Origin of the sequence: Streptococcus oralis (genome assembly GCF_026782235.1) — a bacterium.
Lineage (GTDB): Bacteria > Bacillota > Bacilli > Lactobacillales > Streptococcaceae > Streptococcus > Streptococcus oralis_CC.
This window is the reverse complement of the sequence record NZ_JAKUWE010000003.1, coordinates 140,086-162,683: the sequence shown is the minus strand read 5'-3', so window position 1 is coordinate 162,683 and position 22,598 is coordinate 140,086. Positions and strand designations below refer to the sequence as shown.

Here is a 22,598-nt window from a genome sequence, read left to right as displayed (position 1 = left end):
CTACTCCCTGTATAACAACTCGTCACAGAACATACATTCTTCGTCCTGCTCTCGGCGTTGTCCATAAAAATCATTACATACGTGAAAACCGTCTTTATAGATCCGACGGACGCTTTCACGAACATGCTTAGCCTTGACGGGAGTATCTGCTTCCACCTCGCCCAAGCGTTCGCGCAACTTACTATTTTCCAAGCGAAGAGCTGTATTTTCCTCTACCAGGCTCTTGAGATTTTTCTTGATGGCTTCTACATCGGCCAAGGTCACCAATAACTGTTGAGAAAAATCGTCTAGCGCGTCAAATAATTCTTTTTTATCCATAAACCAGCCCTTTCCTTTCTTTATCCTTCATTTTGAGTTTATATTTCTTTCAAGACCAGGTATTCCATGGCGTTTTGAAAGCTAACATTGGCTTGCCACATTTTTCTAGCTTCTAGCAAATCTTGCAGAATCTGTCGAATTCTTGCTTGCAAGAGATCCTGTCCACAGAGCACTTCGAGGATTCGCAAGACCTGATCTTGTTTTTCCTTGTCATCTGCCAAGCTGGCTAATTTAGCAACTTGGAGATAACTTTCTTTTTTCTTAGCTAATAACCAGGTCAGCAGGCGTTCACTCTCTTCCACCAAGGTCCAAAAACTTGCCTGATTTGCCAGTTTTTCTGCTTCAGCATGTGATTGACAAAACTGGGCTAAGAGAGTCGCTTTTTTCTTGACAAGCCCCATTTGTTCTAAGAGCAAGATGAGCTTCTCTTCCTGCTTTTTAAAGTGGAAAATCTGTGTCCTACTACGGATAGTCGGCAACATCTTTTCCTCATCGCTGGTCAAGAAGAAAATGTAAACTTCACTCTGGGGTTCTTCAATGACCTTGAGCAGAGAATTAGCTGCGTTGGGATGCATTTTTTCCGCCTGCTCTATAATAAAAACCTGTTGCTGACTTTCAATCCCTGCTTGGGAAAACTGTCCCACCAATTCCCGAATCCGTTCTGTCTTGATGACCTGATTGACTGGCTTGATTAAAGTAACATCAGGAAATTCTTCCTGCTCAATCAGCTTGCAGTTTCGGCATTTCTCACATGGTAGAACGCCTACTTTATCCGTACAAAAGAGGCTCTTAGCCAAAAACTGCGCCATTTCCAAGCTTCCAAAGAAACCTGAAAAGAGATAGGCGTGATTGAGCTGGTCTTGTTCTAGGATACGGACAAAGCGGTCAAACTGGTCTGGCTGCCAAGCCTTTAGTTGATCTTGTTTCATTTAGCCAAGCCCATTCTATCAAATAAGACAGCCTTGGTTGTTTCCACAACTTGCTCCAAAGGAAGACTCGCATCAATCTTGACCATGCGATTTCCTTCTTTGTCCAGAAGAGAAAGATAACCTTGACGGACTTTTTTGTGCAAGTCTAAGCCTTCCAAGTCCAAACGGTTGACCTCGCGGTCACTATTAGCAGCAATGCGAGCCAGTCCTTCTTCCACCTCAATGTCAAAATAAAGTGTCAAATCAGGTTTAAGGCCATCTGTCGCAAATTGATTGAGCCAATCAATGGAATCGATATCCAAGCCACGGCCAAATCCCTGATAAGCAACAGAACTATCGATGAAGCGGTCCATAATGACCAACTTGCCAGCTTCAAGTGCTGGAAGAACTTTTTCCACCAAGTGCTGTCTACGACTGGCGATATAGAGAAGGAGTTCTGTTTTAGGATCCATCTGAGTATGACTTGGATCCAAAATCACTTGACGAATCTTCTCCCCAATCAAGACTCCACCTGGCTCACGGGTCGTCAGCACCTCTATTCCTTTTTCCTCTAAAATTGGGAGCAGAGCCTCTAAAACACTGGTCTTTCCTGCTCCCTCTGGTCCCTCAAGAGAGACTAAAAATCCTTTTGACATGTCTAACTCATTTCTTTTTTACTACTTCTATTCTATCAAAAAAATAGGGGTTTGTGACAATCTTTTTGTCTTCTTATTTCATGCACCATAAAAGAGGCAGTCAAAGCCACCTCTTATTTACCTAATTCTTGTGTTCGTTTGTAAGCTTGCTGAACTGCGTCCATGACTGTACCTCTAAAGGCATGTTCTTCCAGACGTGCTACACCAGCGATAGTCGAACCACCTGGACTGCAAACTTGGTCTTTCAAAACTCCAGGATGTTGCTGACTTTCGAGAACCATTTGCCCAGCGCCGACTACTGTTTGGGCTGCCATTTTCAAGGCCGTTTCTCGGAGCAATCCTGTCTGCACACCTGCATCTGCCAAAGCCTCGATAAAGAGATAGACAAAAGCTGGTCCACAACCTGCGAGACCTGTCGCCGCATCGATTAAGCCATCTCCCAGCTCAACCAAAAGACCAGCCTTGGCTAAAAGCTGACAAAAGAGCTCCCTGTCCTCAGCAAGACAGTTTGCTGACATGGCATAACTAATCACTCCTTGGCCGATAGCCACTGGAGTATTGGGCATGATGCGAATGATTCGGTGTTGACTTGGGATAAGACTTGCCAGTTCTTCCAAAGTCAATCCAGCCGCCATAGAAATCAAAAGAAGACTCTCTCGTTTTTCAAGGATGGTCTGGTATTGAGCAAGCAGTTCAGAAAACTGAGCAGGCTTTACTCCTAGAAAAATCACATCTGCTTCTGCAAAGATTTCGTCATTGCTGGAAGCCTGACCGCCGAAATTAGTGATGAAAGCATCTACTTTTGCTTGACTACGATTGGCAAGGAGAATCTGAGCACCCGTCTTGGCCTGCAAAACAGCCTTGGCCAAGCTAGCTCCCATATTCCCCAAACCGATAAATCCAACCTTCATCTCTTACTCCCTTATCTGTCCGTTACCAGTAACCACATACTTGTAGCTGGTCAACTCTTTCAAGCCCATTGGCCCACGCGCGTGCAGTTTCTGAGTAGAAATGCCCATCTCACATCCAAGACCAAATTGCCCACCATCAGTGAAACGCGTTGAGGCATTGACATACACCGCTGCAGAGTCTACTTGCTCTGTAAAGAAAGCCGCAGCTTCAGCATTTTCTGTCACAATGGCATCCGAATGATGGGTACTGTGAGCTTCAATATACTCAACCGCTTCTTCTAAACTGCTCACAACCTTAACCGCTAGGATATAGTCTAAAAACTCGGTATCAAAGTCTTGTGCCTCAGCCAATCGACCTGAAACAAACTGACTTGCTGTGCTATCCAAACGAAATTGAATTGGTTCCAGTCCAGCTTCTTTGCGACTTGTAACCAGAACTTTCTCCAAGCGAGGAAGGAAATCCGCTGCCTTGTCTTCATGAACCAGCAAAACTTCCATAGCATTGCAGACAGAAGGACGACTGGTTTTAGCATTGTTGATGATAGATAGAGCCTTGTCTTCGTCTGCATCCTTATCTACATAGACATGAACAATTCCAGTTCCTGTCTCAATAACAGGCACGATAGCATTTTCAACAACAGCATTGATCAAGCCAGCGCCTCCACGAGGAATGAGAAGGTCTAGATAGCCCTTGGCCTTCATCATAGCATAGCTACTTTCACGACTGGTATCTTCTACTAGTTGAATCACATCAGGATGAATGGTAGTCGTCTCCAAGCCCTTCTTCAGAGCTGTGACAATAGCATGGGCTGTTTGGTAGGCGTCCTTGCCACTACGAAGAACGACCGCATTGCCACTCTTGAGAGCCAAGGCAGCCGCATCAGAAGTTACATTCGGACGGCTTTCATAGATAATCCCAATAACCCCCATGGCCACACGCTTCTTAGTAATAACCAAGCCATTTTCAAGCTGACTTGTTTCTAGGACCTCACCAATAGGATCTGGTAAAGCAACCACTTCACGAATCCCTCTTGCCATCGCTTCTATACGTCCCTCATCCAAATAAAGACGGTCTAGCATAACATCTGAGATTTTACCTTTGGCCGCTGCCATATCGAGGGCATTGGCCTCTAGAATCCCCTCAGTAGCTGCCAACAAGTGATCAGCCATGGCTAGCAAGGCTTGGTTTTTCACTGCTTCACTGGCAGTATTGATTGATTTCTTAACAGCCTGTACCTGTTCAAATTGTTCTTGTGTACTTACCATCGTTCACCTCTAAAATTCTGTAAAGAGTAGCTGGATTTCAGGAGTGATTGAAATCCAGTCATCACGGTGAATCAAGACTCCCTTAGCTTTTTGAGAACGGAGCATATCTTCTAGAGCTGAGACGCCAAATTGGACACGTCCCTTTCCAAGAGATTGACCTGTTTCTTTATCTGCTACTGTGACAATATCGTGGTAAGAGAAGTTCCCTTCCACTTCTACCACACCTGATAAAAGGAGACTTTTTCCGTTTTTTGAAAGTGCTTCTGCAGCTCCACCATCTACCCAAATCGTTCCCTGACTTTGAGCATAGAAGGCTAACCATTGCTTCTGAGTACGAAGGCCCTTCTCTTGCGCAACAAAGAAGGAACCATCCCTAGTTTCTTCAGCTGCCTCAATCAAGGCATCTGATTTCAAGGAGGAGCAAATATAGACTGGCACACCTGACTCCGTAGCAATCGTAGCAGCCTTGATTTTGGTCAGCATACCCCCAGTACCGTTTGATGAACCTGCTCCACCAGCCATATCAATAATCTCACGATTGATAGTCTCGATTTTCTCCAAACGTTTGGCTGTTGGATCTGAGTTGGGATTGCCAGTATAGAGACCGTCCACATCAGTCAAGAGAACTAAAAGGTCTGCTTGAACCATCGCCGCTACCTGGGCACTCAGAGTGTCATTGTCCCCGACCTTGAGCTCATCAATAACGACACTGTCATTCTCGTTGATGATGGGGATTGCACCACGATGAAGCAATACAGACAAGGCCTGGTGGGCGTTCTTATAGCGACGTTTATCTACAAAATCATCCTGTGTCAGCAAGATTTGTGCAGAAACGATTTGGCGCATGAGGAGGTTGGTTGTGTATTCCTCCAACAAAAGTCCCTGACCAACTGCAGCTGAAGCTTGTTTATCTGCAATCTTGGTCGGACGCTTTTTAAATCCTAAGGCTCCAAAACCTGCCGCCACTGCACCAGATGACACTAAAATCGACTCATACCCAGCTTCATGCAACATAGCCAATTGCTGGGTAATTGCCTTTACTTTACTTCTTGATAAACTCCCGTCTTCATTTATCAAGGAGGAAGTCCCTACCTTAAAGACGATTCGTTTGTACTTCATAGTCTCACTCCGATTCTTCATATTTATCCATTATAACATGAATACTTTAAAATAGAAAAGACTTGAAATGAAAAAGGTTGAGACAAGGCATCTCAACTCTTTTATCTATTCTCAGTTTTACGCAATCTTTCCAGCGTTTCTTTAAAAATCTCTGGAATATCTGCTGTGAACTCCAAGGTTTCACCTGTTCTCGGATGGGTAAAACCTAGAGTCTTAGCATGGAGAAACTGTCCATGTCCTTTCAAAGTCTTACGAGGACCATAGACTTCATCACCAGCGACTGGATGGCCAATATAAGCCATATGAACACGGATTTGGTGGGTACGTCCTGTTTCCAGTTGCAACTCCACTAAGCTATAATCACCAAAACGTTCCAAGACGTGAAAACGGGTCACTGCAGGCTTCCCTTTAGCAGTTACAGCCTGTTTCTTACGGTCTTTTTCACTACGGCCAATCGGTGCTTCAATCACACCACGATCATTGGGAAGATTGCCATGAACAATCGCCCAGTATTTACGTAGAGACTTCTTGTCCTTGAGTTCTTGAGCAAGTGCTAGATGCGCCTCATCATTCTTAGCAATCATAAGGAGACCAGATGTGTCCTTGTCAATGCGGTGAACGATACCCGGTCGGAGAACTCCATTGATACCTGACAAGTCCTTGATATGGTACATGAGGGCATTGACCAAGGTTCCGCTAGTATGACCAGCACTCGGATGAACCACCATCCCTTGAGGTTTGTTAACGACGGCGACGTCCTCATCTTGGTAGATGATCTCGAGCGGCAGATTCTCAGCCACATACTCTAAAACCTCTGGTTCTGGCACGTGATAAGTGACGACATCCCCCTCTTGGACAGTGTATTTGGCTTTCTTGGCTTGCCCATTCACCAAAACTTGTCCAGCCTTGATTTGTTCATTCGCGAGACTGCGTGACAATTCTGTCAGATCTGACAGAGCCTTGTCTAGACGTTGCCCACCAGTTTCAATTTTTATTTCCATTTACTTCCTCTTTAAGCATTGCAATCAATAGAATAATCACACCAACTGTCAAATAGCTGTCAGCAACATTGAAAATCGCAAAGTTGATAAAGTCTAGGTGAAACATATCCACCACAAAACCTTGACTCATTCTGTCAATAAAGTTGCCCAGACCTCCCGCTATTATCAAAGTCAGTCCGAAAACTAGCCAGAGAGAATCCTCCATGTGTTTATGTAAATACCAAATGGCTCCTACCATAACGACCAGTGTAATGACAGCAAATAACCACTGCTGATCTTGTAGCATGGAGAAGGCTGCCCCACGATTTTGCAGATAGGTCAAGCTAACGAGATTGGGGATCCACGAACGAACTTCACCCAGTGGAATCTGCTGGACAACATAGGCTTTAACCCACTGATCCAGCCCAATCAAAAGCAGTACAATGACTGCTACTATTCCTCTTTTTTTCATGATTTCCTCTTTTGATCAAAATATTCTTGCATGACTTCTACGAAAAGAGTCCCAGCTTGGCTAAGCTCCACTTCTTCCCGTTTGACATAGACCATGCGGTTATCTAGATTGTCCTTGAGACGAATGACTGTGATGCCATTGACACTGTCACTATCCAAAAATCCAGAACCTGTCGCATAGGCGTCCGTCCGCTCTAAAATACCATTCAAAGTAGCACGGTCCGTCACATTAAACATCAGGGAGCTCGCGCTGGTGTCGACAAAGTTCTCTGAATAGTATAGGTACTCATCCTTTTCCTGAGTAAACCGAACGGTTGGTAAATCAGCTAAGTCCTCCATGACCAATTCCTCTTTCTGTGCTAAAGGATGCCCTTCACGAAGATAAATGTGAGTCTGAAAAGGAATTAGTTCAATAACTTCCAAACCAAGCTTTTCAACCCGTTGCATGATGCCCTTTTTATTTTGATTGTTGAGGTAGATAATCCCAATCTCACTATGCCCTTGGGCCACTTCGTCTAAAATTTGAACTGTGGTAGACTCAAAAATACGGAAATTTTTGTAGTCAGGATAGCGCTCTGAAAAAGACGTAATGGTTGGTGGCAAGAAGTCATAGTGCTGACTGGCAATGGAAAATTCATCCTTTTCTTCCTCAGGATTGGCATACTGATTTTGAAAAACATCAAATCCTTTGACCAATTCTTGCGCTTTCTCATAAAATTCCATACCGCGACGTGTCAAAAACGTTCCTGAACTCGTCCGACGGAAAATTTTAAAGCCTAACTCTTTTTCCAAATCGCGCACAGAAATAGACAGACTGGGCTGACTGACATACATCTTTTCAGCAGCTTCTCGGAAAGTACCACTATTGGCAATGGCCACAACATAGCGTAATTGTTGAATGTTCATCTTCTACCCCCAACTTCTCTATCTGTTCATTATACCATATTTTAGAAATTTTCCACCTAGGAAAAATAATGCCACTCATAAAATTCATCTACACTAGTAACAAAGAATTATAGATATCAAAACAAAAAAATAGGCTCTCCGAAATCTCGGAAAGCCTTATTTAATGCTACTTCTAGCTTCCTCGCCTCTTCATTTCAAGGCTCGGGATAAAAAGGTTCACTGGACCTTTTTATTTTGCGATTGGGTAAACAGAAACTTGTTTTTTATCGCGACCTTTACGTTCAAAGCGTACTACGCCTTCAACTTTAGCGAACAAAGTATCGTCCCCACCACGTCCAACGTTTACACCTGGATAGATGTGTGTACCACGTTGACGGTAAAGGATTGATCCACCTGTTACAGTTTGTCCGTCAGCTGCTTTAGCTCCAAGACGTTTCGCTTGTGAATCACGTCCGTTTGATGTAGAACCTCCACCTTTTTTGTGGGCGAAAAGTTGCAAGTTGTTAAGAGTCATTTTTAACATAATGTTTTCCTCCGTGTTAGTTTTCTGTGATAACTCTGGTTTGGACGAACTCAGAAGAGTTCTCCGATAAGTTTGCCATACCTAAGAAAAATGATTCGAAGAATAACTGGGTCATTTCTCTCTGGTGCGAAGGAAGATCCGCTGGTATTTCAACCTTTAGATAACCACCTTCATCTTCGTTTAATTCTAAGATTGGTTCACAGCCTGCAAATTTCTCAATGGAATTGATAAAGTTAATGGCAAGCGTAGAAACCGATGCACACACGACATCTAAGCCGTATTCGCCACTTTCGGCGTGTCCAGTAATTTCCGCACTCCTCAGCTCGCCATCTTCGGCTCTCTCAAAGACTGCTTGTATCATGTGTTCTCCTTAAAAATTAAGCGTTGATCGCGTTGATGACAACTTTTGTATATGGTTGACGGTGACCTTGTTTACGGTGGCTACCTTTTTTAGGTTTGTACTTGTAAGTAACAACTTTCTTTTGTTTTCCTTGTTTTTCAACAGTTCCAACTACAGTAGCTCCAGCAACAAGTGGAGTTCCGACAACAGTGTTTTCACCACCAACAAGAACAACTTCGTTAAAAGTAACTTCTTGACCAGCTTCAACGTTCAATTTTTCAACGTAAACTGCTTGACCAACTTCAACTTTAACTTGTTTTCCGCCAGTTTTGATAATTGCGTATGTGCTCATTATGCACCTCCTATGATTTTTAGGGTTTCCCCGTATTTTTGTGAAGACTCGCCTAGCATCGTGGGACGAACCACTTAAAAGAAGAGCTCTAAGTATAACAAAGTTTAAATTTTGTATACGATGAGCAACGATGTTCGTGCGGTTGCACAGGACTGTGCATAGTCAACTCTTCGATTATAGCATATCTTCTTTTTTCTTACAAGTAAAATCAATTAAAATTAAGTTTTTTCTCTTCTTTTTTTCTCCAAGAAGCAAAAAGCATGCTGAAGTAAAAGATACTCATCATAAGAGGAATACCTAGAATTGTCTTCTCCTGATAGTAAATCGTCAAATAAGCTGAAAAAATAACTCCGAAGACAAAACTACTCAATAAGCTAACAAAAATCAATCCCTCTCGTAGAAAAGGCGTATGCTTGGTCCGGAAATAATCTCCAAAAGCCAACATGGTTCGTTTGATATTCCCCGTCATAAAAGCATTATTATAGGCAATACCTGACACTTCTCCAAAAGCAGTTGTCACCAATCCCATACAAAAGGCCAAGGGCGGTACGAGATAGATATTCTCTACAGTTTGCGGCACAAAACCTATAATTAGGGACAGGACTGCAAGAGGAATCAAGGACAAAATTGGTTTTTTAACAATTCGAAGTTTTTCCTTATACAATGTCAGAAAAAAGACACCCATCATAAAGGAAAACAAGGTCATTACTTTGGCACTGGCATCTGACACATTGTGTTGAATGAGTCCTACTGATAGAAAAACCACATTCCCAGTCTGTCCTGCCACCAGGGTATTTCCTCGCACAATAAAGGTATAGGCATCTACATATCCTGCGCAAAAAGTCAAAAAAAGCGCTAGCCTTTTAGACTGACGTGATATTTTTCTTATTGGTAATAATCTCATTTTCTCCCCCTTTTCATTTCATCTACTTATCTAAATATTGTACCACTTTCTCCAAGAAATTCGTAGTCCATTTGAAAATTTTTACCATCTGTTGGATAGTCCTTCTTTTCTATGTTATAATGAAGGAAGGATTTAAAGTCGGAAAAGGAGTATTTATGCTAAAATTAGGTGTCATCGGAACAGGGGCTATCAGCCATCATTTCATAGAAGCAGCCCATGCTAGCGGAGAATACAAGCTGGTTGCTGTCTACTCTAGAAAACTAGAAACTGCCGCAACCTTTGCTTCTCGTTATCAAGATATCCAACTCTTTGATCAATTGGAAGACTTCTTTCAGTCTTCCTTTGATGTAGTCTATATCGCCAGTCCAAACTCCTTGCATTTTGCTCAGGCACAAGCTGCCTTGTCTGCGGGTAAACATGTTATTCTTGAAAAGCCAGCTGTCACTCAGCCACAAGAATGGCTAGATTTGAAACAAACAGCTGAGAAAAAACACTGTTTTATCTTTGAGGCAGCTCGTAATTACCACGAGGAAGCTTTTACCACTATCAAGAATTTTTTGGCAGACAAGCAAGTGTTGGGAGCTGATTTCAATTATGCCAAGTATTCATCCAAGATGCCGGACTTGTTAGATGGGCAGACGCCAAATGTCTTTTCAGATCGTTTTGCTGGTGGAGCTCTTATGGATTTGGGGATTTATCCTCTCTATGCTGCTATTCGCCTCTTTGGAAAGGCTCAGGGCGCGACTTATCAAGCTCAACAGCTTGACAATAGCATTGACCTAAATGGAGACGGTATCCTCTTCTACCCAGAATTTCAAGTTCATATCAAGGCTGGGAAAAACATCACTTCCAATCTTCCTTGTGAGATTTACACAGCAGATGGAACCTTGACCCTCAGCACGATTGAACATGTCCGCTCAGCTATTTTTACTAACCACAAAGGAAATCAAGTTCAACTCCCTATCCAACAAGCTCCTCATACGATGACTGAGGAAGTTGCTGCATTTGCACAGATGATCCAGCAACCAGACCAGACGCTCTACCAGAACTGTCTGGATGATGCAGGTTCAGTTCATGAGCTACTATATACTATGCGCCAGACTGCTGGCATTAGATTTGAGGAAGAAAAATGAAAACCAAACTACCGACTGAATGGCAAGAACTGAGTGACCAACTTGGTTTCCAAGAATTCACCCCCATTCAAACTCAACTATTTGAGCCCCTTCTTGCTGGAGAAAACCTCCTGGGAGTAAGCCCAACAGGAACTGGTAAGACCCTCGCTTACCTCCTACCAAGCCTTCTCAGACTACAAAAGAAAAAAGCCCAGCAACTCTTGATTCTAGCACCAAATACAGAACTAGCTGGACAGATTTTTGACGTATGTAAAACCTGGGCAGAGACTATCGGTTTGACCGCTCAGCTCTTCCTATCAGGTTCAAGTCAGAAACGTCAGATTGAACGCCTAAAAAAAGGACCAGAAATTCTGATTGGAACCCCTGGCCGTATCTTTGAGTTGATTAAATTGAAAAAAATCAAGATGATGAATGTGGAAACCATCATTCTAGATGAATTTGACCAATTGCTCGATGATTCTCAGATACACTTTGTCGAGAAAATCACTCACTACGCACCTCGTGACCATCAACTCATCTACATGAGTGCGACGACCAAGTTTGACCAAGAAAAGATTGCACCAAACACGCGCACTATTGATCTCTCTGATCAAAAACTGGACAACATCCAACACTTCTACATGCAGGTAGACCAACGTCACCGAGTGGACATGCTACGAAAATTAGCTCATGTAGAGGATTTCCGCGGACTGGTCTTCTTTAACAGCTTGTCAGACCTTGGAAGCGCCGAGGAAAAATTACAATATCGCGATGTTTTAGCTGTTTCACTAGCTAGCGATGTCAACGTTAAATTTAGAAAAGTTATCCTAGAAAAATTCAAAGATAAGCAACTAACCCTGCTCCTTGCAACTGACCTTCTGGCTCGTGGTATCGACATTGATAGCTTGGAATGTGTTGTCAATTTCGACGTCCCTAGAGATATCGAAACCTACACTCACCGCGCTGGCCGCACAGGTCGCATGGGTAAAGAGGGCTATGTTATTACTCTCGTAACCCATCCTGAAGAACTTAAAAAACTCAAGAAATTCGCAAGTGTTCGTGAAATCGTCCTAAAAAATCAAGAACTCTATATCAAATAAGGTTGGCATTCGCCAACCTTTTTCTTATTCCCAAGTAATTTCTAATTGATAGCTGGCAAAGGGTTGTCCCTCTTGATTTTGCAGTTGATAGGCGAGCTCAATCTTTTGCCCATCCAATTTATAGTGATTCGTTTGAATGATAAATTCCTGCATCCCCATTGGTGTGGGAATATAGGCTAAACTATCACTAGCCTTTAGAAAACGCATGATGGTTTTGGGACTCGAGAAACGGGTCATCACCAGTTCTTCTTCATGAAACTTGAGAATCACTTTTTCCTTTTCCTCATTGTAGAAAAGCAGGTAGCTATAATCGCCCTTTTCACGCACTTCCACGTCATAGAGCTGGTCAATGACTTCCAACTGTTCATCAAACTGAATCGTATTGCGCATTCGAATCTTCACATCAGGTCCTCTTTCTTGTCTCTTGTCCTACTATTTTACCAAAAAGAGCAGGATTTTGCTATAATGGTCATATGAACGAAAAAGTATTCCGTGACCCAGTTCACAACTACATCCATGTAAATAATCAGGTCATCTATGACTTGATCAATACAAAAGAATTTCAACGTCTCCGCCGTATCAAACAGCTAGGGACTTCCAGCTATACCTTCCACGGTGGGGAGCACAGTCGCTTTTCCCACTGTTTGGGAGTCTATGAGATTGCTCGACGTATCACGGAGATTTTTGAAGAAAAATATCCTGAAGAATGGGATCCTGCTGAGTCTCTCTTGACCATGACTGCTGCTCTCCTACACGACCTTGGACATGGGGCTTACTCGCATACTTTTGAACATCTCTTTGATACAGACCACGAAGCCATCACTCAGGAAATTATCCAAAGTCCTGAGACAGAGATTCACCAAGTCCTGCTACAAGTAGCGCCTGATTTCCCCAAAAAGGTGGCTAGTGTCATCGACCATACCTATCCCAACAAGCAGGTGGTGCAACTCATTTCCAGTCAGATTGATGCAGACCGCATGGACTATCTCTTGCGCGACTCCTATTTTACAGGAGCTTCCTATGGGGAATTTGACCTGACTCGCATCCTTCGAGTCATTCGTCCTGTCGAAAATGGCATCGCCTTTCAGCGAAACGGTATGCATGCCATCGAAGATTATGTCCTCAGTCGTTACCAGATGTATATGCAGGTTTATTTCCACCCAGCAACACGGGCCATGGAAGTTCTCCTACAGAATCTTCTCAAACGCGCCAAGGAACTCTATCCGGAGGACAAAGACTTCTTTGCACGCACCTCTCCACATCTCCTCCCTTTCTTTGAAAAAAATGTGGCCTTGTCTGACTATCTAGCTCTGGATGATGGCGTGATGAATACCTACTTCCAACTCTGGATGACCAGTCCTGACAAGATACTAGCCGACTTGTCGCAACGTTTTGTCAACCGCAAGGTCTTTAAATCCATTACTTTTTCTCAAGAAGATCAAGACCAACTCGCAACCATGAGACAACTGGTTGAAGAAATCGGTTTTGATCCAGACTACTATACTGCTATTCATAAGAATTTTGACCTCCCTTATGATATCTATCGTCCCGAATCTGAAAATCCACGGACACAGATTGAGATTTTACAAAAAAATGGTGAACTGGCTGAACTCTCTAGCCTGTCTCCTATCGTCCAATCCCTTGCTGGCAGTCGCCATGGAGACAATCGTTTCTATTTCCCTAAAGAAATGTTGGAACAAAACAGCATCTTCGCAAGTATCACCCAGCAATTTTTACACTTGATTGAGAACGATCATTTTACCCCAAATAAGAACGAATAGAGGAAATTTATGAGTATTAAACTAATCGCCGTCGATATCGATGGTACCCTAGTTAACAGTAAAAAAGAAATCACTCCGGAAGTCTTTTCTGCCATCCAAGATGCCAAACAAGCTGGCGTCAAAGTCGTGATTGCAACGGGTCGTCCTATCGCAGGCGTTGCCAAACTTCTGGACGACTTGCAGTTGAGAGACGAGGGTGACTATGTGGTAACCTTCAACGGTGCCCTTGTCCAAGAAACTGCTACTGGGCAGGAGATTATCAGCGAATCCTTGACCTATGAGGATTATCTGGATATGGAATTTCTCAGTCGCAAGCTCGGTGTCCACATGCACGCTATTACCAAGGACGGTATCTATACTGCCAATCGCAATATCGGAAAATACACGGTGCACGAATCAACCCTCGTCAGCATGCCTATTTTCTACCGCACTCCTGAAGAAATGGCTGACAAGGAAATCGTCAAATGTATGTTTATCGATGAACCTGAGATTCTCGATGCTGCGATTGAAAAGATACCAGCAGAATTTTACGAACGCTACTCCATCAACAAATCTGCTCCCTTCTACCTCGAACTCCTTAAAAAAAATATAGACAAGGGCTCAGCCATTACTCACCTAGCTGAAAAACTAGGATTGACCAAAGATGAAACCATGGCTATCGGTGACGAAGAAAATGACCGCGCCATGCTGGAAGTCGTTGGGAACCCCGTTGTTATGGAAAATGGAAATCCAGAACTCAAAAAAATCGCCAAATACATCACCAAATCAAATGATGAATCTGGCGTTGCCCATGCTATTCGTACCTGGGTATTGTAGCAAAAGGTAAGAATAGACGAAAACCGCTCAGCAGAGCGGTTTTTGTATGAATATATCACAATGAGAGTAAATTAATAAATTGAATTGCAGTTGTACAGTTACTTAAATCTTGAGAGCACAAAAACTGTATTTGATGGGAGAATTAACACTACTATAAATCAAAGACATTTTCATGATCCATTTTATTCTATAGTCATTGACCAAAATATAATTTTTGGTCAAAAAGACAAAAAATACTAAATTATTTTTAAAAATGAATGTAAAATACGGGCAAGCTTCTTTATTAGATTGCTTCAAAAAAGCAAAAACAGAGCCGGTAACATTTTCTAATTACTAGCTCTTTCATTTTATTTTACAGTAGCTAACTTCACTTTAGGGACAAGGAAGTATAGTGGAATGACATTCAAGATAAATACTCCAATGAAAAGCGCTACATCTTTGACTTCAATACTCGTTGAAGTAGTTAAAGCGTTCACGATATTGGTGTAATAGTATCCTGGGAAAATCATTTGAGCTTTTCCAATAAACTCCATGAATCCTCCTTCGGCACCAAGATAAGCAAATGGAATAATCGTCATAGAAGCTAAAATAATTACTGGAAAGCTGACCGTATCAATAATTTTCTCATCGAGTCTAACTCCAATCACAAAACCAATAATACTAAAATAAATTCCCATAATGGTTAATAAGAAAAATTGAACGACTAATTGACTATTTAGCGGAAAACTAAAGAAGATAAGCCCAACAGCTAATACTACGATAAAAATTAAAGTATTTAGCACCAATTGTACGAGAGTTTGATCAAGTAAATAGTTTTTCACTGTATATTTAGAAAACTTCGATTCGAATGAGTAAAAATCGATATTTGACGAAATCCGTTTACTAAAGGTAGCCAGACTATTCCCGATAATCCCAATAAAAACGGAAATCCCGAGCATTAAATTTGGTGTGATTCCCTGTTGGATATTGTATAGAAATACATACCATGCAACTGGAATAAAAATTGTAAATAATAAAAATCTTTTATTATCAAGGACTTGTTTTAATTGAATGAGTTTCATAATCATTATCCCTCCATTTTCACTTGTTCTCTATAGAACTGTTCGATTGTTTGGCCCTTACGATGAATATCTTCTACACTTTCCTGTGCAGCAATACGGCCATCTTTTAAAATCAGTACTTTCGTAAAGAAATGATCAATTTGGTTAAAGTCGTGAGTAACGACCACCGACGTAAACTTTTGCTCTTCTAAAAGATGCCAGAAATTATCAACAGACTCTAAATCCATTCCGGTAGTTGGTTCATCAAGAAAGATTAGTCGCGGTTCATTTAAAATCGTTAATAATAATGAAAAACGTCTCTTTTGTCCGCCGGAAAGACCCATAACATATTGATTCTTAAATTCCTCTAATTCCACCATTTTCAGTAATGCATCGATATCGATATCTTCTAATTGATTCATATAGCACTTGAGCAATACTAAATCTCCCACTTTCAAATCATCAATCAAAATATCTCCTTGTGGCATCATGCCGATTTCTGTTTGAAAATCAAGGGTTGTTTCGATACGCCCTGCATTTGCTTGCAGTTGACCGGCTATAATCTTTAGTAGTGTACTTTTTCCTGCCCCATTATTCCCAAGTAAGGCAACTTTATCTCCCTCTTCTATCGTGAAGGAAACACCTTTTAAAACTTCTTTATTTTTAAATGACTTCTTGATTTCTGATACTTTAAACATATAAGCCTCCAGGCGTTTGTATTATTTATGGATTTAGTTTACTATATCTGCTTCCACAGAAAATAAAATTATCAAAAACGGTCACTGAAATGTCACAAACGGTATTTTTTATCATGAGAGCACAAAAAAACTAAATAGCAATTACTATTTAGTTTAGATAAATTCATTTATTGAATAAAAGTAATTGTTTGAGAAAATTGGTAGTTTGCACTTTTAGTGCTGATTGAACACTTTGGATAACGATCCATGATTTGTTGTACATTATAGAGTCCAAGACCGCGATTGTCTCCTTTTGTAGATATACCGCATTCAAACAAATGACTCACATCCACCTTCTCAGCTTCGGTCGTATTTTCAACCACCGCAATCAATGCCGTTTCACTCTTAATTAATGCTACGGAAAGATTAGAGGGTTTAGCTTTTTGAGTTGCTTCTATCGCATTATCACATAGAATTGATAAAATTGTTATGAAATCTAAAATTTCTATCTTAAAATCATATATCGGTTCTTCAACCTCAACTGTAATAACAATCCCTTTATTTTGTGCCTCTAACAATTTTGCAGATAATACACTTTTAACGGCATCATTTTCAATATTACTAAGCCGTGCGATATCAAATTTTTTATCGTAAAATGATTTTCCACTTTCTTTCAGAACGTCCTCATAAATACGTTGAATTGCATGCAAGTCTTGATTTTCTATTCCTAGTTTCAGGCTCGTTAAAATATTGAGATAGTCATGTCTAAAACTGCGAATTTCACTGTAAAGAGATTCAACATGATGACTATAATTCGATAATTCTTTTAACTGATGGTCTTTCTGCGCTACAATTTCTTGTTCGAGTTTTTCTTTCGAAGTTGCATTGACATATAAGAGCATAATGAAAAATAAAATAATATAAAGATTATTAAGATGTCCTCTCCACATATCTGCATCTGTCAATTGATTTCTTAAAACAACAAGCAAAGAAACTAAGATGATATAGAGTATCATCGATAGATTAATTAGCAGTAAAATCGTATTAAAATATTGACGCTTAAATCCTTCTTTTAAATCTTTAAAGTCAATTTTTAATGAACGGATAATGAGTAAATACGTTGGGAAAATGAACAATTCAATCAGAATATCATATCCACTAATCGTCGCTTCATTAAATACTGTAATTCCTAACATTGGGAACACATTATAGCTCAACATACGACCAAATAGACTTTCAACAATAACTGGATACAAACCATAAAACAAATTCATTATCTGATTCTGACCTTTATTAATAATAAAGCAATATGCAATATACATAATAAAAGAACCAAAATAAGCTATCGGTGGCACTACGATAAAGAGACCCACAAAGGCGGCTGGTATTATCAAGAACCATTTCCGTTTTATCGGCAATTCACTAATCTGTTTAAAAATCAACATCTGTGCCAGTATTTTCAAATAAACATTCGCTACATTTAAAAATAATTCCATCAAATCATCCTAACTTTTTAGTGTCTTTACTTTTTCAAGAAGTCCTTTATATTTCATACGGGAAATCAAGCAACTATCATTATTTTCAAATAAAGCAAGCTTTTCCTCTTTATCGATTTTCACGATATTAGCAGGATTTACCACAAAAGACCGGTGACAACGATATAAGCGTGGATCTGCTTTTTCTATCTCTGCAATACTTGCGTAGAACTCTAATCGTTCATCCTTGGTATGTAAAATCACCTTATGTATCGTTGGAGAAGTCTCAAAATACAAAATATTATTAAATGGCACTTGAACATGAGCCATCGCAGTTTCAAAAGTAAAAGCATCTTCAGAAACAGTTGTTCCTGCTTTTTCAATCGTATATTCGATAGCGGAACAAATACGCTCTGTAAACTCTTCTTCCGAAAGTGATTTATCAATAAAATCAAGTGCAGCTACCTTGTACTTAAAGGTAATTGGCATAAACTCTGAATGAGTCGTGACAAACACGATTGTCGCATTCGGGTCTTTCTTTCGAATTTCTTTTGCGATATCCAGGCCTTTCTTTTCTTCCCCTTTAATTTCAATATCTAAGAAGAATAATTGATGTGAGCCTCTTTCAGTGATTGCTTCCACTAGTTGATGAGGTTTGCCAAAAATCTTCGGAGGTTTACATTGTAATGATTTTTGAGCAATCAGTTCCTGAATCACATTCTCGATACGAGATTGCTGCAACAACTCATCTTCTAATACGAAAATACTTAACATTGACTTTCCTCCTTTAGGATAGATGCCGAATATGACAGATTTCTATCCTTTTATGACATTTTCAAAATGAATACTTTCACTCCATGTACAATAAATTCGATTGGAGGAAAGATATGATTCAATGGATACAATATCATTGGTTACTTCTGGTTCTGAAAAAATATATCAGACAACATAAACTACCTGTAACCATTCATTCTACATTCCCAATGATACAACTTCACACCAAAAGGAATTGGTTTTATTTTATCACAATTACTGCTCCTTGTAAGTTGTCAACCACGGTAAACCGAATTCGACGACAGCATCTTCATGCAAAAATCATTTTAGTTGCTCCCAACGTTAACTACTCTGAAATCTTTGAAGCCCATCTAGAACTATTTGGAATTGTGGATACAAAACAACCACTATTTATGGTGATTGATGAATTGAATGAGTATTTAGAGTTTTTATTTCAACCTAAAATTGATTAAATTCTTGAAAAAGTCATGGGGAATCTAAACTCTTTTCTAAAGACTTTTCACTTTTTGGGGTATAAAAAGTTGAGAAACATTGATATATCAACATTTCTCAACTTTAAAAGCAACAAAAAATGCCCCCTGCAGGAATCGAACCTGCAACTACTCCTTAGGAGGGAGTTGTTATATCCATTGAACTAAGGGAGCTAGAGAAAAACCCTGCTGGGTAAGCAGAGTTTTTTAGTCGAATTAACGACGGATTTCTTTGATACGAGCTGCCTTACCTTGAAGTGCACGCAAGTAGTACAATTTCGCACGACGTACTTTACCGTAACGAACAACTTCGATCTTTTCAACACGTGGAGTGTGGATTGGGAAGATACGCTCAACACCTACACCGTTAGAGATTTTACGAACTGTGTAGTTTTCTGAGATGCCAGCACCTTTACGTGCGATAACAACACCTTCAAAAATCTGGATACGTTCACGGTTACCTTCGACAACCTTCGCGTGTACACGAACAGTGTCACCAGGACGGAATGATGGGATATCTGTACGAAGTTGACCTTCAGTCAAACTTTGGATTAATGGATTCATTTTATTCTCCTATCTTTGTCAATCTTGAGGAACCTTCCTCAGCGGATAAACTGTATTTTTGTGCGTCCATTACACACAGGATACAGTTTACCAAATTTCTACCTAAAAGTAAAGAAATTTATAGCAGAATTCCTAAAAAAATCGCTAGAAAGCCGCCTATGTAAGTTATGACTAAATAGCTATAAAATACCTTCTTGTCACTTAAAAGTCTTTGCAGCTCGTCATTCAAGGTTGAAAAGGTCGTCAAACCTCCACAAAAACCTGTCGCTAGGATAGCATAGACTTCCTTAGACTCCACATGATTGTAGAGCAAGCCAATCAAAAAACAACCGAGAAGATTGGCTATAAGAGTTCCTAGGGGCAATTTAGAAGCTTGATTATAGCGTGAAAAGAAATAACGTACCAGGGCTCCGAACCCGCAGGCGATTGTAAGATAAACGATTACCATTTCTTCCTCCCTAGAACATAAGCCAATAGCAGACCTCCTCCAATACTCAAAAGCAGATAGATGATTAAGCTAAGATAACGCCCGGTATCGAGCAATTTCACAGCATCAAGCATTAAGCTAGAAAAGGTTGTTAAACCTCCGCAAAAACCCGTCCCCAGCGCCAAAACCAAGCCTTTACTAGTTCCCTTATGGGCCAGATAGCCTTTTACCAGATAGATCAGGCAGAAAATGCCCAGATAGTTGACAAGGAGGGTACCCCAAGGAAAGTCGGGACTAGCTGGTAACCAAGTGGAAATGAGATAGCGGATAAGGCCTCCCACCATTGCAGCCAGAAAAATTCCTAGCGGATAAAATTGTTCTTTTTTCATTTAATGTTTTGATCCTGATAATCACGCGAACGTTTGAGAATGTCTGAAAAAGTCGCAACAATGGTCTCCTGATAGCGCTTATCTTCTACTCGATTTCTGACTTTTTCAAAAATGACTTCTTCTCTCTTAGTATCTAAAATAGGTTTTCCTGAGGCTTTCTTATAGGCAACTACTCCCTCAACCAAATGCATTCGTTCTTCTAGGAGCTTAACGATTTGGTCGTCGATTTGATCAATTTCTTGCCGAATCATATCTAAGTTCATACAGTCTCCTCCTTTATTTGAATTATTGTATCAAAAAGCTACCAAATAGGCTAGTAAAATCCCAAAATAACTAATAAAAAAACGCACTGACTTCTTCCAGTCAGCGCAATTTGATTCTTATCCTACTTTTGCAGCCAATTCTTCTGCGAATTGTTCCAAACGCTCGATGTCTTCTTCTTCGGCAGAGAGGTCCACTTTAACACACTCTGAACCTTTTTCTGCTCCTGTCGCGACAAATACACGATCAAAGTCATCGACAGCCTTACAGAATTCGTCGTAGAAGGTATCACCTGAGCCAACAACTCCGTAGATTTTGCCATTCAAGTTGAGGTCTGCTAGGTCTTCGTAGAAGTCCATCATCTCATCAGGCAATTCTCCATCACCATAAGTATAGGTTGCAACGATAGCGATGTCTGCTTCCAAGAAATCTGAAGCGTCAACAGTTGTACATTCATCAACATCGACATCCAAGCCCAAGTCACGTAATTTGTCTGCTACAATATCTGCAATTTCTTCGGTATTACCGGTCATACTGGCAAATACAATTTTTGCTAATGCCATATCGTCCTCCTCAATTTATCTTTCTCCATTATATCATATCTTTTTCATTTTAAAAATAAAAATTCTTGTGCTACAATGAAATGAGAAAGAATTGAGGTTATTTATGGAAATTTGCCAGCAAATTTTAGAGAAAATCAAAGAATACGACACGATTATCATTCATCGTCATATGAAACCAGATCCAGATGCCTTAGGGAGTCAGGTAGGCTTGAAAGCTCTTCTCACACACCATTTTCCAGAAAAGACCATCAAAGCAGTCGGTTTTAACGAACCAACTCTAACTTGGATGGCAGAAATGGATACTGTCCAAGATAGTGACTACCACGAAGCTCTTGCTATTATTTGTGATACAGCAAATCGTCCTCGTATCGATGATAAACGCTATGAACAAGCTGCTTTCACCATCAAAATCGATCACCATCCAAATGATGATATCTATGGTGACCTATCTTGGGTGGATACAAGTTCAAGCAGTGCCAGTGAAATGATTGCATTATTTGCTCAAGAAAATCAGCTGGCTTTGTCTTGCGAAGCAGCACGACTCCTCTATGCAGGAATTGTCGGGGACACAGGGCGTTTTCTCTACCCTTCAACTAGTGCCCGTACCTTTAGAATAGCTGGCCAGCTCCGAGAAGTTGATTTTGACTTTGCTGGATTGTCTCGTCAAATGGATACCATGAGCTTCAAGATTGCAAAATTGCAAGGGTATGTTTATGATCACTTAGAAGTTGATGATAATGGGGCTGCACGCGTTCTGCTTACTCAAGACATCTTGGAAAAATATAAGGTTACGGATGCTGAAACAGCTGCGATTGTTGGAGCACCTGGTCGAATTGATACCGTTAAAGCTTGGGCTATCTTTGTTGAACAAGCTGATGGTCACTTCCGTGTGCGTATGCGCAGTAAAATCACTCCTATCAATGAGATTGCCAAAGAACACGACGGAGGAGGACATCCATTAGCTAGTGGCGCCAATTCCTATAGTCTAGAAGAAAACGAAATCATCTATCAAAAGTTAAAAAACTTGCTTAAAAACTGATAAAATACTTGCCAAACTTTTCAGAATCTGATAGACTAATATGGTAACAATCTATGGCTCGCAAAGAGACCATGGCAGAAAGGAAATATTGCAAAATGAAAAAAGATATCCATCCAGAATATCGCCCAGTTGTCTTCATGGACACAACTACTGGTTACAAATTTCTTAGCGGTTCAACAAAACGCTCTAACGAAACTGTTGAGTTCGAAGGCGAAACTTACCCATTGATCCGTGTGGAAATTTCATCAGACTCACACCCATTCTACACTGGACGTCAAAAGTTCACTCAAGCAGATGGACGCGTGGATCGTTTCAACAAAAAATACGGTCTCAAATAATCAACCGCATTTATTGCTTAAAAACGTTGATACAAAGCCTTTTCCAAGAAATTGGAATTGGCTTTTTTTATTTTTAGTACCGTTTTTGGTACCGTCT

At 40.6% G+C, this 22,598-nt stretch carries 30 protein-coding genes, 1 tRNA gene, 1 pseudogene and 1 other annotated feature; of the genes and pseudogenes, 8 read left to right on the top strand and 24 right to left on the bottom strand.

Features of this window, described 5'->3' with window-relative positions; translation table 11 throughout:
* From yabA to MK396_RS04340, 9 genes are all read right to left on the bottom strand, one after another.
* Entirely contained in the window at window positions 1-318 is a 318-nt protein-coding gene (gene yabA / locus MK396_RS04380; RefSeq protein WP_000358229.1) for a DNA replication initiation control protein YabA, read from the bottom strand.
* A 38-nt stretch (window positions 319-356) separates the two neighbouring features.
* Window positions 357-1,247 (bottom strand): DNA polymerase III subunit delta', encoded by an 891-nt coding sequence (locus MK396_RS04375; RefSeq protein WP_268723783.1) that lies wholly within the window; start codon window positions 1,245-1,247, stop codon window positions 357-359.
* Complete coding sequence (gene tmk / locus MK396_RS04370) at window positions 1,244-1,882, bottom strand: dTMP kinase (protein ID WP_268723782.1); 639 nt, start codon at window positions 1,880-1,882, stop codon at window positions 1,244-1,246. Before tmk ends, MK396_RS04375 begins: the two co-directional genes overlap by 4 nt.
* Before the next feature lie 113 nt (window positions 1,883-1,995).
* A complete protein-coding gene (gene proC / locus MK396_RS04365; RefSeq protein ID WP_268723781.1) occupies window positions 1,996-2,793 on the bottom strand; it encodes a pyrroline-5-carboxylate reductase in 798 nt (265 codons plus the stop codon).
* A 3-nt stretch (window positions 2,794-2,796) separates the two neighbouring features.
* Complete coding sequence (locus MK396_RS04360) at window positions 2,797-4,059, bottom strand: glutamate-5-semialdehyde dehydrogenase (RefSeq protein ID WP_268723780.1); 1,263 nt, start codon at window positions 4,057-4,059, stop codon at window positions 2,797-2,799.
* 9 nt (window positions 4,060-4,068) lie between these two features.
* Window positions 4,069-5,178, bottom strand: coding sequence for a glutamate 5-kinase (gene proB, locus MK396_RS04355; protein WP_268723779.1), 1,110 nt, complete (start codon window positions 5,176-5,178; stop codon window positions 4,069-4,071).
* 101 nt (window positions 5,179-5,279) lie between these two features.
* Window positions 5,280-6,179, bottom strand: a complete 900-nt coding sequence (locus MK396_RS04350; RefSeq protein WP_221160657.1) for an RluA family pseudouridine synthase — start codon at window positions 6,177-6,179, stop codon at window positions 5,280-5,282.
* Entirely contained in the window at window positions 6,163-6,630 is a 468-nt protein-coding gene (gene lspA / locus MK396_RS04345; RefSeq protein WP_125456935.1) for a signal peptidase II, read from the bottom strand. Before lspA ends, MK396_RS04350 begins: the two co-directional genes overlap by 17 nt.
* On the bottom strand, window positions 6,627-7,535 hold the full coding sequence (locus tag MK396_RS04340; RefSeq protein WP_268723778.1) for a LysR family transcriptional regulator: 909 nt from the start codon (window positions 7,533-7,535) through the stop codon (window positions 6,627-6,629). Before MK396_RS04340 ends, lspA begins: the two co-directional genes overlap by 4 nt.
* Here MK396_RS04340 and MK396_RS04335 point away from each other — a divergent pair.
* Window positions 7,528-7,599 (top strand): annotated as a pseudogene (locus MK396_RS04335) (AraC family transcriptional regulator); the annotation flags it as partial. The gene MK396_RS04340 and the pseudogene MK396_RS04335 sit on opposite strands and share 8 nt — an antisense overlap.
* A gap of 165 nt (window positions 7,600-7,764) precedes the next feature.
* On the opposite strand, the gene rpmA reads toward MK396_RS04335, so the two are convergent.
* The 4 genes from rpmA to MK396_RS04315 form a co-directional block, all read right to left on the bottom strand.
* Entirely contained in the window at window positions 7,765-8,058 is a 294-nt protein-coding gene (gene rpmA, locus MK396_RS04330; protein ID WP_000916509.1) for a 50S ribosomal protein L27, read from the bottom strand.
* A gap of 16 nt (window positions 8,059-8,074) precedes the next feature.
* Window positions 8,075-8,419: a ribosomal-processing cysteine protease Prp gene (locus tag MK396_RS04325; protein ID WP_268723777.1), complete on the bottom strand. Its 345-nt coding sequence runs from the start codon at window positions 8,417-8,419 to the stop codon at window positions 8,075-8,077.
* A gap of 16 nt (window positions 8,420-8,435) precedes the next feature.
* Entirely contained in the window at window positions 8,436-8,750 is a 315-nt protein-coding gene (rplU, locus tag MK396_RS04320; protein WP_000109141.1) for a 50S ribosomal protein L21, read from the bottom strand.
* Between the two features lie 34 nt (window positions 8,751-8,784).
* Window positions 8,785-8,904 (bottom strand) — a sequence feature (ribosomal protein L21 leader region).
* Window positions 8,905-8,958: 54 nt separating this feature from the next.
* The gene (locus tag MK396_RS04315) at window positions 8,959-9,654 is read right to left on the bottom strand and encodes a YoaK family protein (protein ID WP_268723776.1); all 696 of its coding nucleotides are present in this window, start codon (window positions 9,652-9,654) and stop codon (window positions 8,959-8,961) included.
* Window positions 9,655-9,809: 155 nt separating this feature from the next.
* Between MK396_RS04315 and MK396_RS04310 the strand changes: the two genes are divergently transcribed.
* Both MK396_RS04310 and MK396_RS04305 read left to right on the top strand, forming a co-directional pair.
* The gene (locus MK396_RS04310; RefSeq protein ID WP_268723775.1) at window positions 9,810-10,787 is read left to right on the top strand and encodes a Gfo/Idh/MocA family protein; all 978 of its coding nucleotides are present in this window, start codon (window positions 9,810-9,812) and stop codon (window positions 10,785-10,787) included.
* Window positions 10,784-11,866 carry a DEAD/DEAH box helicase gene (locus MK396_RS04305; protein WP_268723774.1) on the top strand — a complete coding sequence of 361 codons (1,083 nt, stop codon included), beginning with the start codon at window positions 10,784-10,786 and terminating at the stop codon, window positions 11,864-11,866. Before MK396_RS04310 ends, MK396_RS04305 begins: the two co-directional genes overlap by 4 nt.
* A gap of 24 nt (window positions 11,867-11,890) precedes the next feature.
* Here the strand turns inward: MK396_RS04305 and MK396_RS04300 are convergent, their stop codons facing one another.
* Window positions 11,891-12,268, bottom strand: a complete 378-nt coding sequence (locus tag MK396_RS04300; RefSeq protein ID WP_268723773.1) for a DUF1934 domain-containing protein — start codon at window positions 12,266-12,268, stop codon at window positions 11,891-11,893.
* A gap of 71 nt (window positions 12,269-12,339) precedes the next feature.
* Here MK396_RS04300 and MK396_RS04295 point away from each other — a divergent pair, with 71 nt between their 5' ends.
* Both MK396_RS04295 and yidA read left to right on the top strand, forming a co-directional pair.
* Window positions 12,340-13,647, top strand: coding sequence for an HD domain-containing protein (locus MK396_RS04295; RefSeq protein WP_268723772.1), 1,308 nt, complete (start codon window positions 12,340-12,342; stop codon window positions 13,645-13,647).
* A gap of 9 nt (window positions 13,648-13,656) precedes the next feature.
* On the top strand, window positions 13,657-14,463 hold the full coding sequence (yidA, locus tag MK396_RS04290) for a sugar-phosphatase (protein WP_268723771.1): 807 nt from the start codon (window positions 13,657-13,659) through the stop codon (window positions 14,461-14,463).
* Between the two features lie 347 nt (window positions 14,464-14,810).
* Here yidA and MK396_RS04285 read toward each other — a convergent pair whose 3' ends face one another.
* The 4 genes from MK396_RS04285 to MK396_RS04270 all read right to left on the bottom strand — a co-directional run bounded on the left by MK396_RS04285 (window position 14,811) and on the right by MK396_RS04270 (window position 18,429).
* A complete protein-coding gene (locus MK396_RS04285) occupies window positions 14,811-15,524 on the bottom strand; it encodes an ABC transporter (RefSeq protein ID WP_268723770.1) in 714 nt (237 codons plus the stop codon).
* Between the two features lie 5 nt (window positions 15,525-15,529).
* Window positions 15,530-16,201, bottom strand: a complete 672-nt coding sequence (locus MK396_RS04280) for an ABC transporter ATP-binding protein (RefSeq protein ID WP_268723769.1) — start codon at window positions 16,199-16,201, stop codon at window positions 15,530-15,532.
* Between the two features lie 167 nt (window positions 16,202-16,368).
* Window positions 16,369-17,676 carry a sensor histidine kinase gene (locus MK396_RS04275; protein WP_268723768.1) on the bottom strand — a complete coding sequence of 436 codons (1,308 nt, stop codon included), beginning with the start codon at window positions 17,674-17,676 and terminating at the stop codon, window positions 16,369-16,371.
* Between the two features lie 9 nt (window positions 17,677-17,685).
* Window positions 17,686-18,429 (bottom strand): response regulator transcription factor, encoded by a 744-nt coding sequence (locus MK396_RS04270; protein ID WP_268723767.1) that lies wholly within the window; start codon window positions 18,427-18,429, stop codon window positions 17,686-17,688.
* Between the two features lie 113 nt (window positions 18,430-18,542).
* On the opposite strand from MK396_RS04270, the gene MK396_RS04265 reads away from it, so the two are divergent.
* Window positions 18,543-18,902, top strand: coding sequence for a hypothetical protein (locus MK396_RS04265; RefSeq protein WP_268723766.1), 360 nt, complete (start codon window positions 18,543-18,545; stop codon window positions 18,900-18,902).
* A gap of 120 nt (window positions 18,903-19,022) precedes the next feature.
* On the opposite strand, the gene MK396_RS04260 is transcribed toward MK396_RS04265, so the two are convergent.
* The 6 genes from MK396_RS04260 to MK396_RS04235 form a co-directional block, all read right to left on the bottom strand.
* Window positions 19,023-19,094 (bottom strand) — tRNA-Arg (locus MK396_RS04260).
* A 42-nt stretch (window positions 19,095-19,136) separates the two neighbouring features.
* Window positions 19,137-19,484: a 50S ribosomal protein L19 gene (gene rplS, locus MK396_RS04255; protein WP_001068669.1), complete on the bottom strand. Its 348-nt coding sequence runs from the start codon at window positions 19,482-19,484 to the stop codon at window positions 19,137-19,139.
* Between the two features lie 118 nt (window positions 19,485-19,602).
* The gene (gene crcB / locus MK396_RS04250; RefSeq protein ID WP_268723765.1) at window positions 19,603-19,932 is read right to left on the bottom strand and encodes a fluoride efflux transporter CrcB; all 330 of its coding nucleotides are present in this window, start codon (window positions 19,930-19,932) and stop codon (window positions 19,603-19,605) included.
* The gene (gene crcB / locus MK396_RS04245) at window positions 19,926-20,300 is read right to left on the bottom strand and encodes a fluoride efflux transporter CrcB (RefSeq protein WP_268723764.1); all 375 of its coding nucleotides are present in this window, start codon (window positions 20,298-20,300) and stop codon (window positions 19,926-19,928) included. Before crcB (MK396_RS04245) ends, crcB (MK396_RS04250) begins: the two co-directional genes overlap by 7 nt.
* Entirely contained in the window at window positions 20,297-20,563 is a 267-nt protein-coding gene (locus tag MK396_RS04240; protein WP_268723763.1) for a chorismate mutase, read from the bottom strand. The genes crcB (MK396_RS04245) and MK396_RS04240 overlap by 4 nt, the downstream gene beginning before the upstream one ends.
* A 117-nt stretch (window positions 20,564-20,680) precedes the next feature.
* On the bottom strand, window positions 20,681-21,124 hold the full coding sequence (locus tag MK396_RS04235) for a flavodoxin (protein WP_001162125.1): 444 nt from the start codon (window positions 21,122-21,124) through the stop codon (window positions 20,681-20,683).
* A gap of 103 nt (window positions 21,125-21,227) precedes the next feature.
* Here MK396_RS04235 and MK396_RS04230 point away from each other — a divergent pair, with 103 nt between their 5' ends.
* Window positions 21,228-22,163 (top strand): DHH family phosphoesterase, encoded by a 936-nt coding sequence (locus MK396_RS04230; protein WP_268723762.1) that lies wholly within the window; start codon window positions 21,228-21,230, stop codon window positions 22,161-22,163.
* A gap of 95 nt (window positions 22,164-22,258) precedes the next feature.
* Window positions 22,259-22,501, top strand: coding sequence for a type B 50S ribosomal protein L31 (locus MK396_RS04225; RefSeq protein WP_000710762.1), 243 nt, complete (start codon window positions 22,259-22,261; stop codon window positions 22,499-22,501).
* Window positions 22,502-22,598: the final 97 nt, after the last annotated feature.

Bases quoted from the DNA above. Each gene is read 5' to 3' on its own strand.
- yabA (WP_000358229.1), bottom strand. From the start codon at position 318: ATGGATAAAAAAGAATTATTTGACGCGCTAGACGATTTTTCTCAACAG.
- MK396_RS04375 (WP_268723783.1), bottom strand. From the start codon at position 1,247: ATGAAACAAGATCAACTAAAGGCTTGGCAGCCAGACCAGTTTGACCGC.
- tmk (WP_268723782.1), bottom strand. From the start codon at position 1,882: ATGTCAAAAGGATTTTTAGTCTCTCTTGAGGGACCAGAGGGAGCAGGA.
- proC (WP_268723781.1), bottom strand. From the start codon at position 2,793: ATGAAGGTTGGATTTATCGGTTTGGGGAATATGGGAGCTAGCTTGGCC.
- MK396_RS04360 (WP_268723780.1), bottom strand. From the start codon at position 4,059: ATGGTAAGTACACAAGAACAATTTGAACAGGTACAGGCTGTTAAGAAA.
- proB (WP_268723779.1), bottom strand. From the start codon at position 5,178: ATGAAGTACAAACGAATCGTCTTTAAGGTAGGGACTTCCTCCTTGATA.
- MK396_RS04350 (WP_221160657.1), bottom strand. From the start codon at position 6,179: ATGGAAATAAAAATTGAAACTGGTGGGCAACGTCTAGACAAGGCTCTG.
- lspA (WP_125456935.1), bottom strand. From the start codon at position 6,630: ATGAAAAAAAGAGGAATAGTAGCAGTCATTGTACTGCTTTTGATTGGG.
- MK396_RS04340 (WP_268723778.1), bottom strand. From the start codon at position 7,535: ATGAACATTCAACAATTACGCTATGTTGTGGCCATTGCCAATAGTGGT.
- rpmA (WP_000916509.1), bottom strand. From the start codon at position 8,058: ATGTTAAAAATGACTCTTAACAACTTGCAACTTTTCGCCCACAAAAAA.
- MK396_RS04325 (WP_268723777.1), bottom strand. From the start codon at position 8,419: ATGATACAAGCAGTCTTTGAGAGAGCCGAAGATGGCGAGCTGAGGAGT.
- rplU (WP_000109141.1), bottom strand. From the start codon at position 8,750: ATGAGCACATACGCAATTATCAAAACTGGCGGAAAACAAGTTAAAGTT.
- MK396_RS04315 (WP_268723776.1), bottom strand. From the start codon at position 9,654: ATGAGATTATTACCAATAAGAAAAATATCACGTCAGTCTAAAAGGCTA.
- MK396_RS04310 (WP_268723775.1), top strand. From the start codon at position 9,810: ATGCTAAAATTAGGTGTCATCGGAACAGGGGCTATCAGCCATCATTTC.
- MK396_RS04305 (WP_268723774.1), top strand. From the start codon at position 10,784: ATGAAAACCAAACTACCGACTGAATGGCAAGAACTGAGTGACCAACTT.
- MK396_RS04295 (WP_268723772.1), top strand. From the start codon at position 12,340: ATGAACGAAAAAGTATTCCGTGACCCAGTTCACAACTACATCCATGTA.
- yidA (WP_268723771.1), top strand. From the start codon at position 13,657: ATGAGTATTAAACTAATCGCCGTCGATATCGATGGTACCCTAGTTAAC.
- MK396_RS04285 (WP_268723770.1), bottom strand. From the start codon at position 15,524: ATGAAACTCATTCAATTAAAACAAGTCCTTGATAATAAAAGATTTTTA.
- MK396_RS04280 (WP_268723769.1), bottom strand. From the start codon at position 16,201: ATGTTTAAAGTATCAGAAATCAAGAAGTCATTTAAAAATAAAGAAGTT.
- MK396_RS04275 (WP_268723768.1), bottom strand. From the start codon at position 17,676: ATGGAATTATTTTTAAATGTAGCGAATGTTTATTTGAAAATACTGGCA.
- MK396_RS04270 (WP_268723767.1), bottom strand. From the start codon at position 18,429: ATGTTAAGTATTTTCGTATTAGAAGATGAGTTGTTGCAGCAATCTCGT.
- MK396_RS04265 (WP_268723766.1), top strand. From the start codon at position 18,543: ATGATTCAATGGATACAATATCATTGGTTACTTCTGGTTCTGAAAAAA.
- rplS (WP_001068669.1), bottom strand. From the start codon at position 19,484: ATGAATCCATTAATCCAAAGTTTGACTGAAGGTCAACTTCGTACAGAT.
- crcB (WP_268723765.1), bottom strand. From the start codon at position 19,932: ATGGTAATCGTTTATCTTACAATCGCCTGCGGGTTCGGAGCCCTGGTA.
- crcB (WP_268723764.1), bottom strand. From the start codon at position 20,300: ATGAAAAAAGAACAATTTTATCCGCTAGGAATTTTTCTGGCTGCAATG.
- MK396_RS04240 (WP_268723763.1), bottom strand. From the start codon at position 20,563: ATGAACTTAGATATGATTCGGCAAGAAATTGATCAAATCGACGACCAA.
- MK396_RS04235 (WP_001162125.1), bottom strand. From the start codon at position 21,124: ATGGCATTAGCAAAAATTGTATTTGCCAGTATGACCGGTAATACCGAA.
- MK396_RS04230 (WP_268723762.1), top strand. From the start codon at position 21,228: ATGGAAATTTGCCAGCAAATTTTAGAGAAAATCAAAGAATACGACACG.
- MK396_RS04225 (WP_000710762.1), top strand. From the start codon at position 22,259: ATGAAAAAAGATATCCATCCAGAATATCGCCCAGTTGTCTTCATGGAC.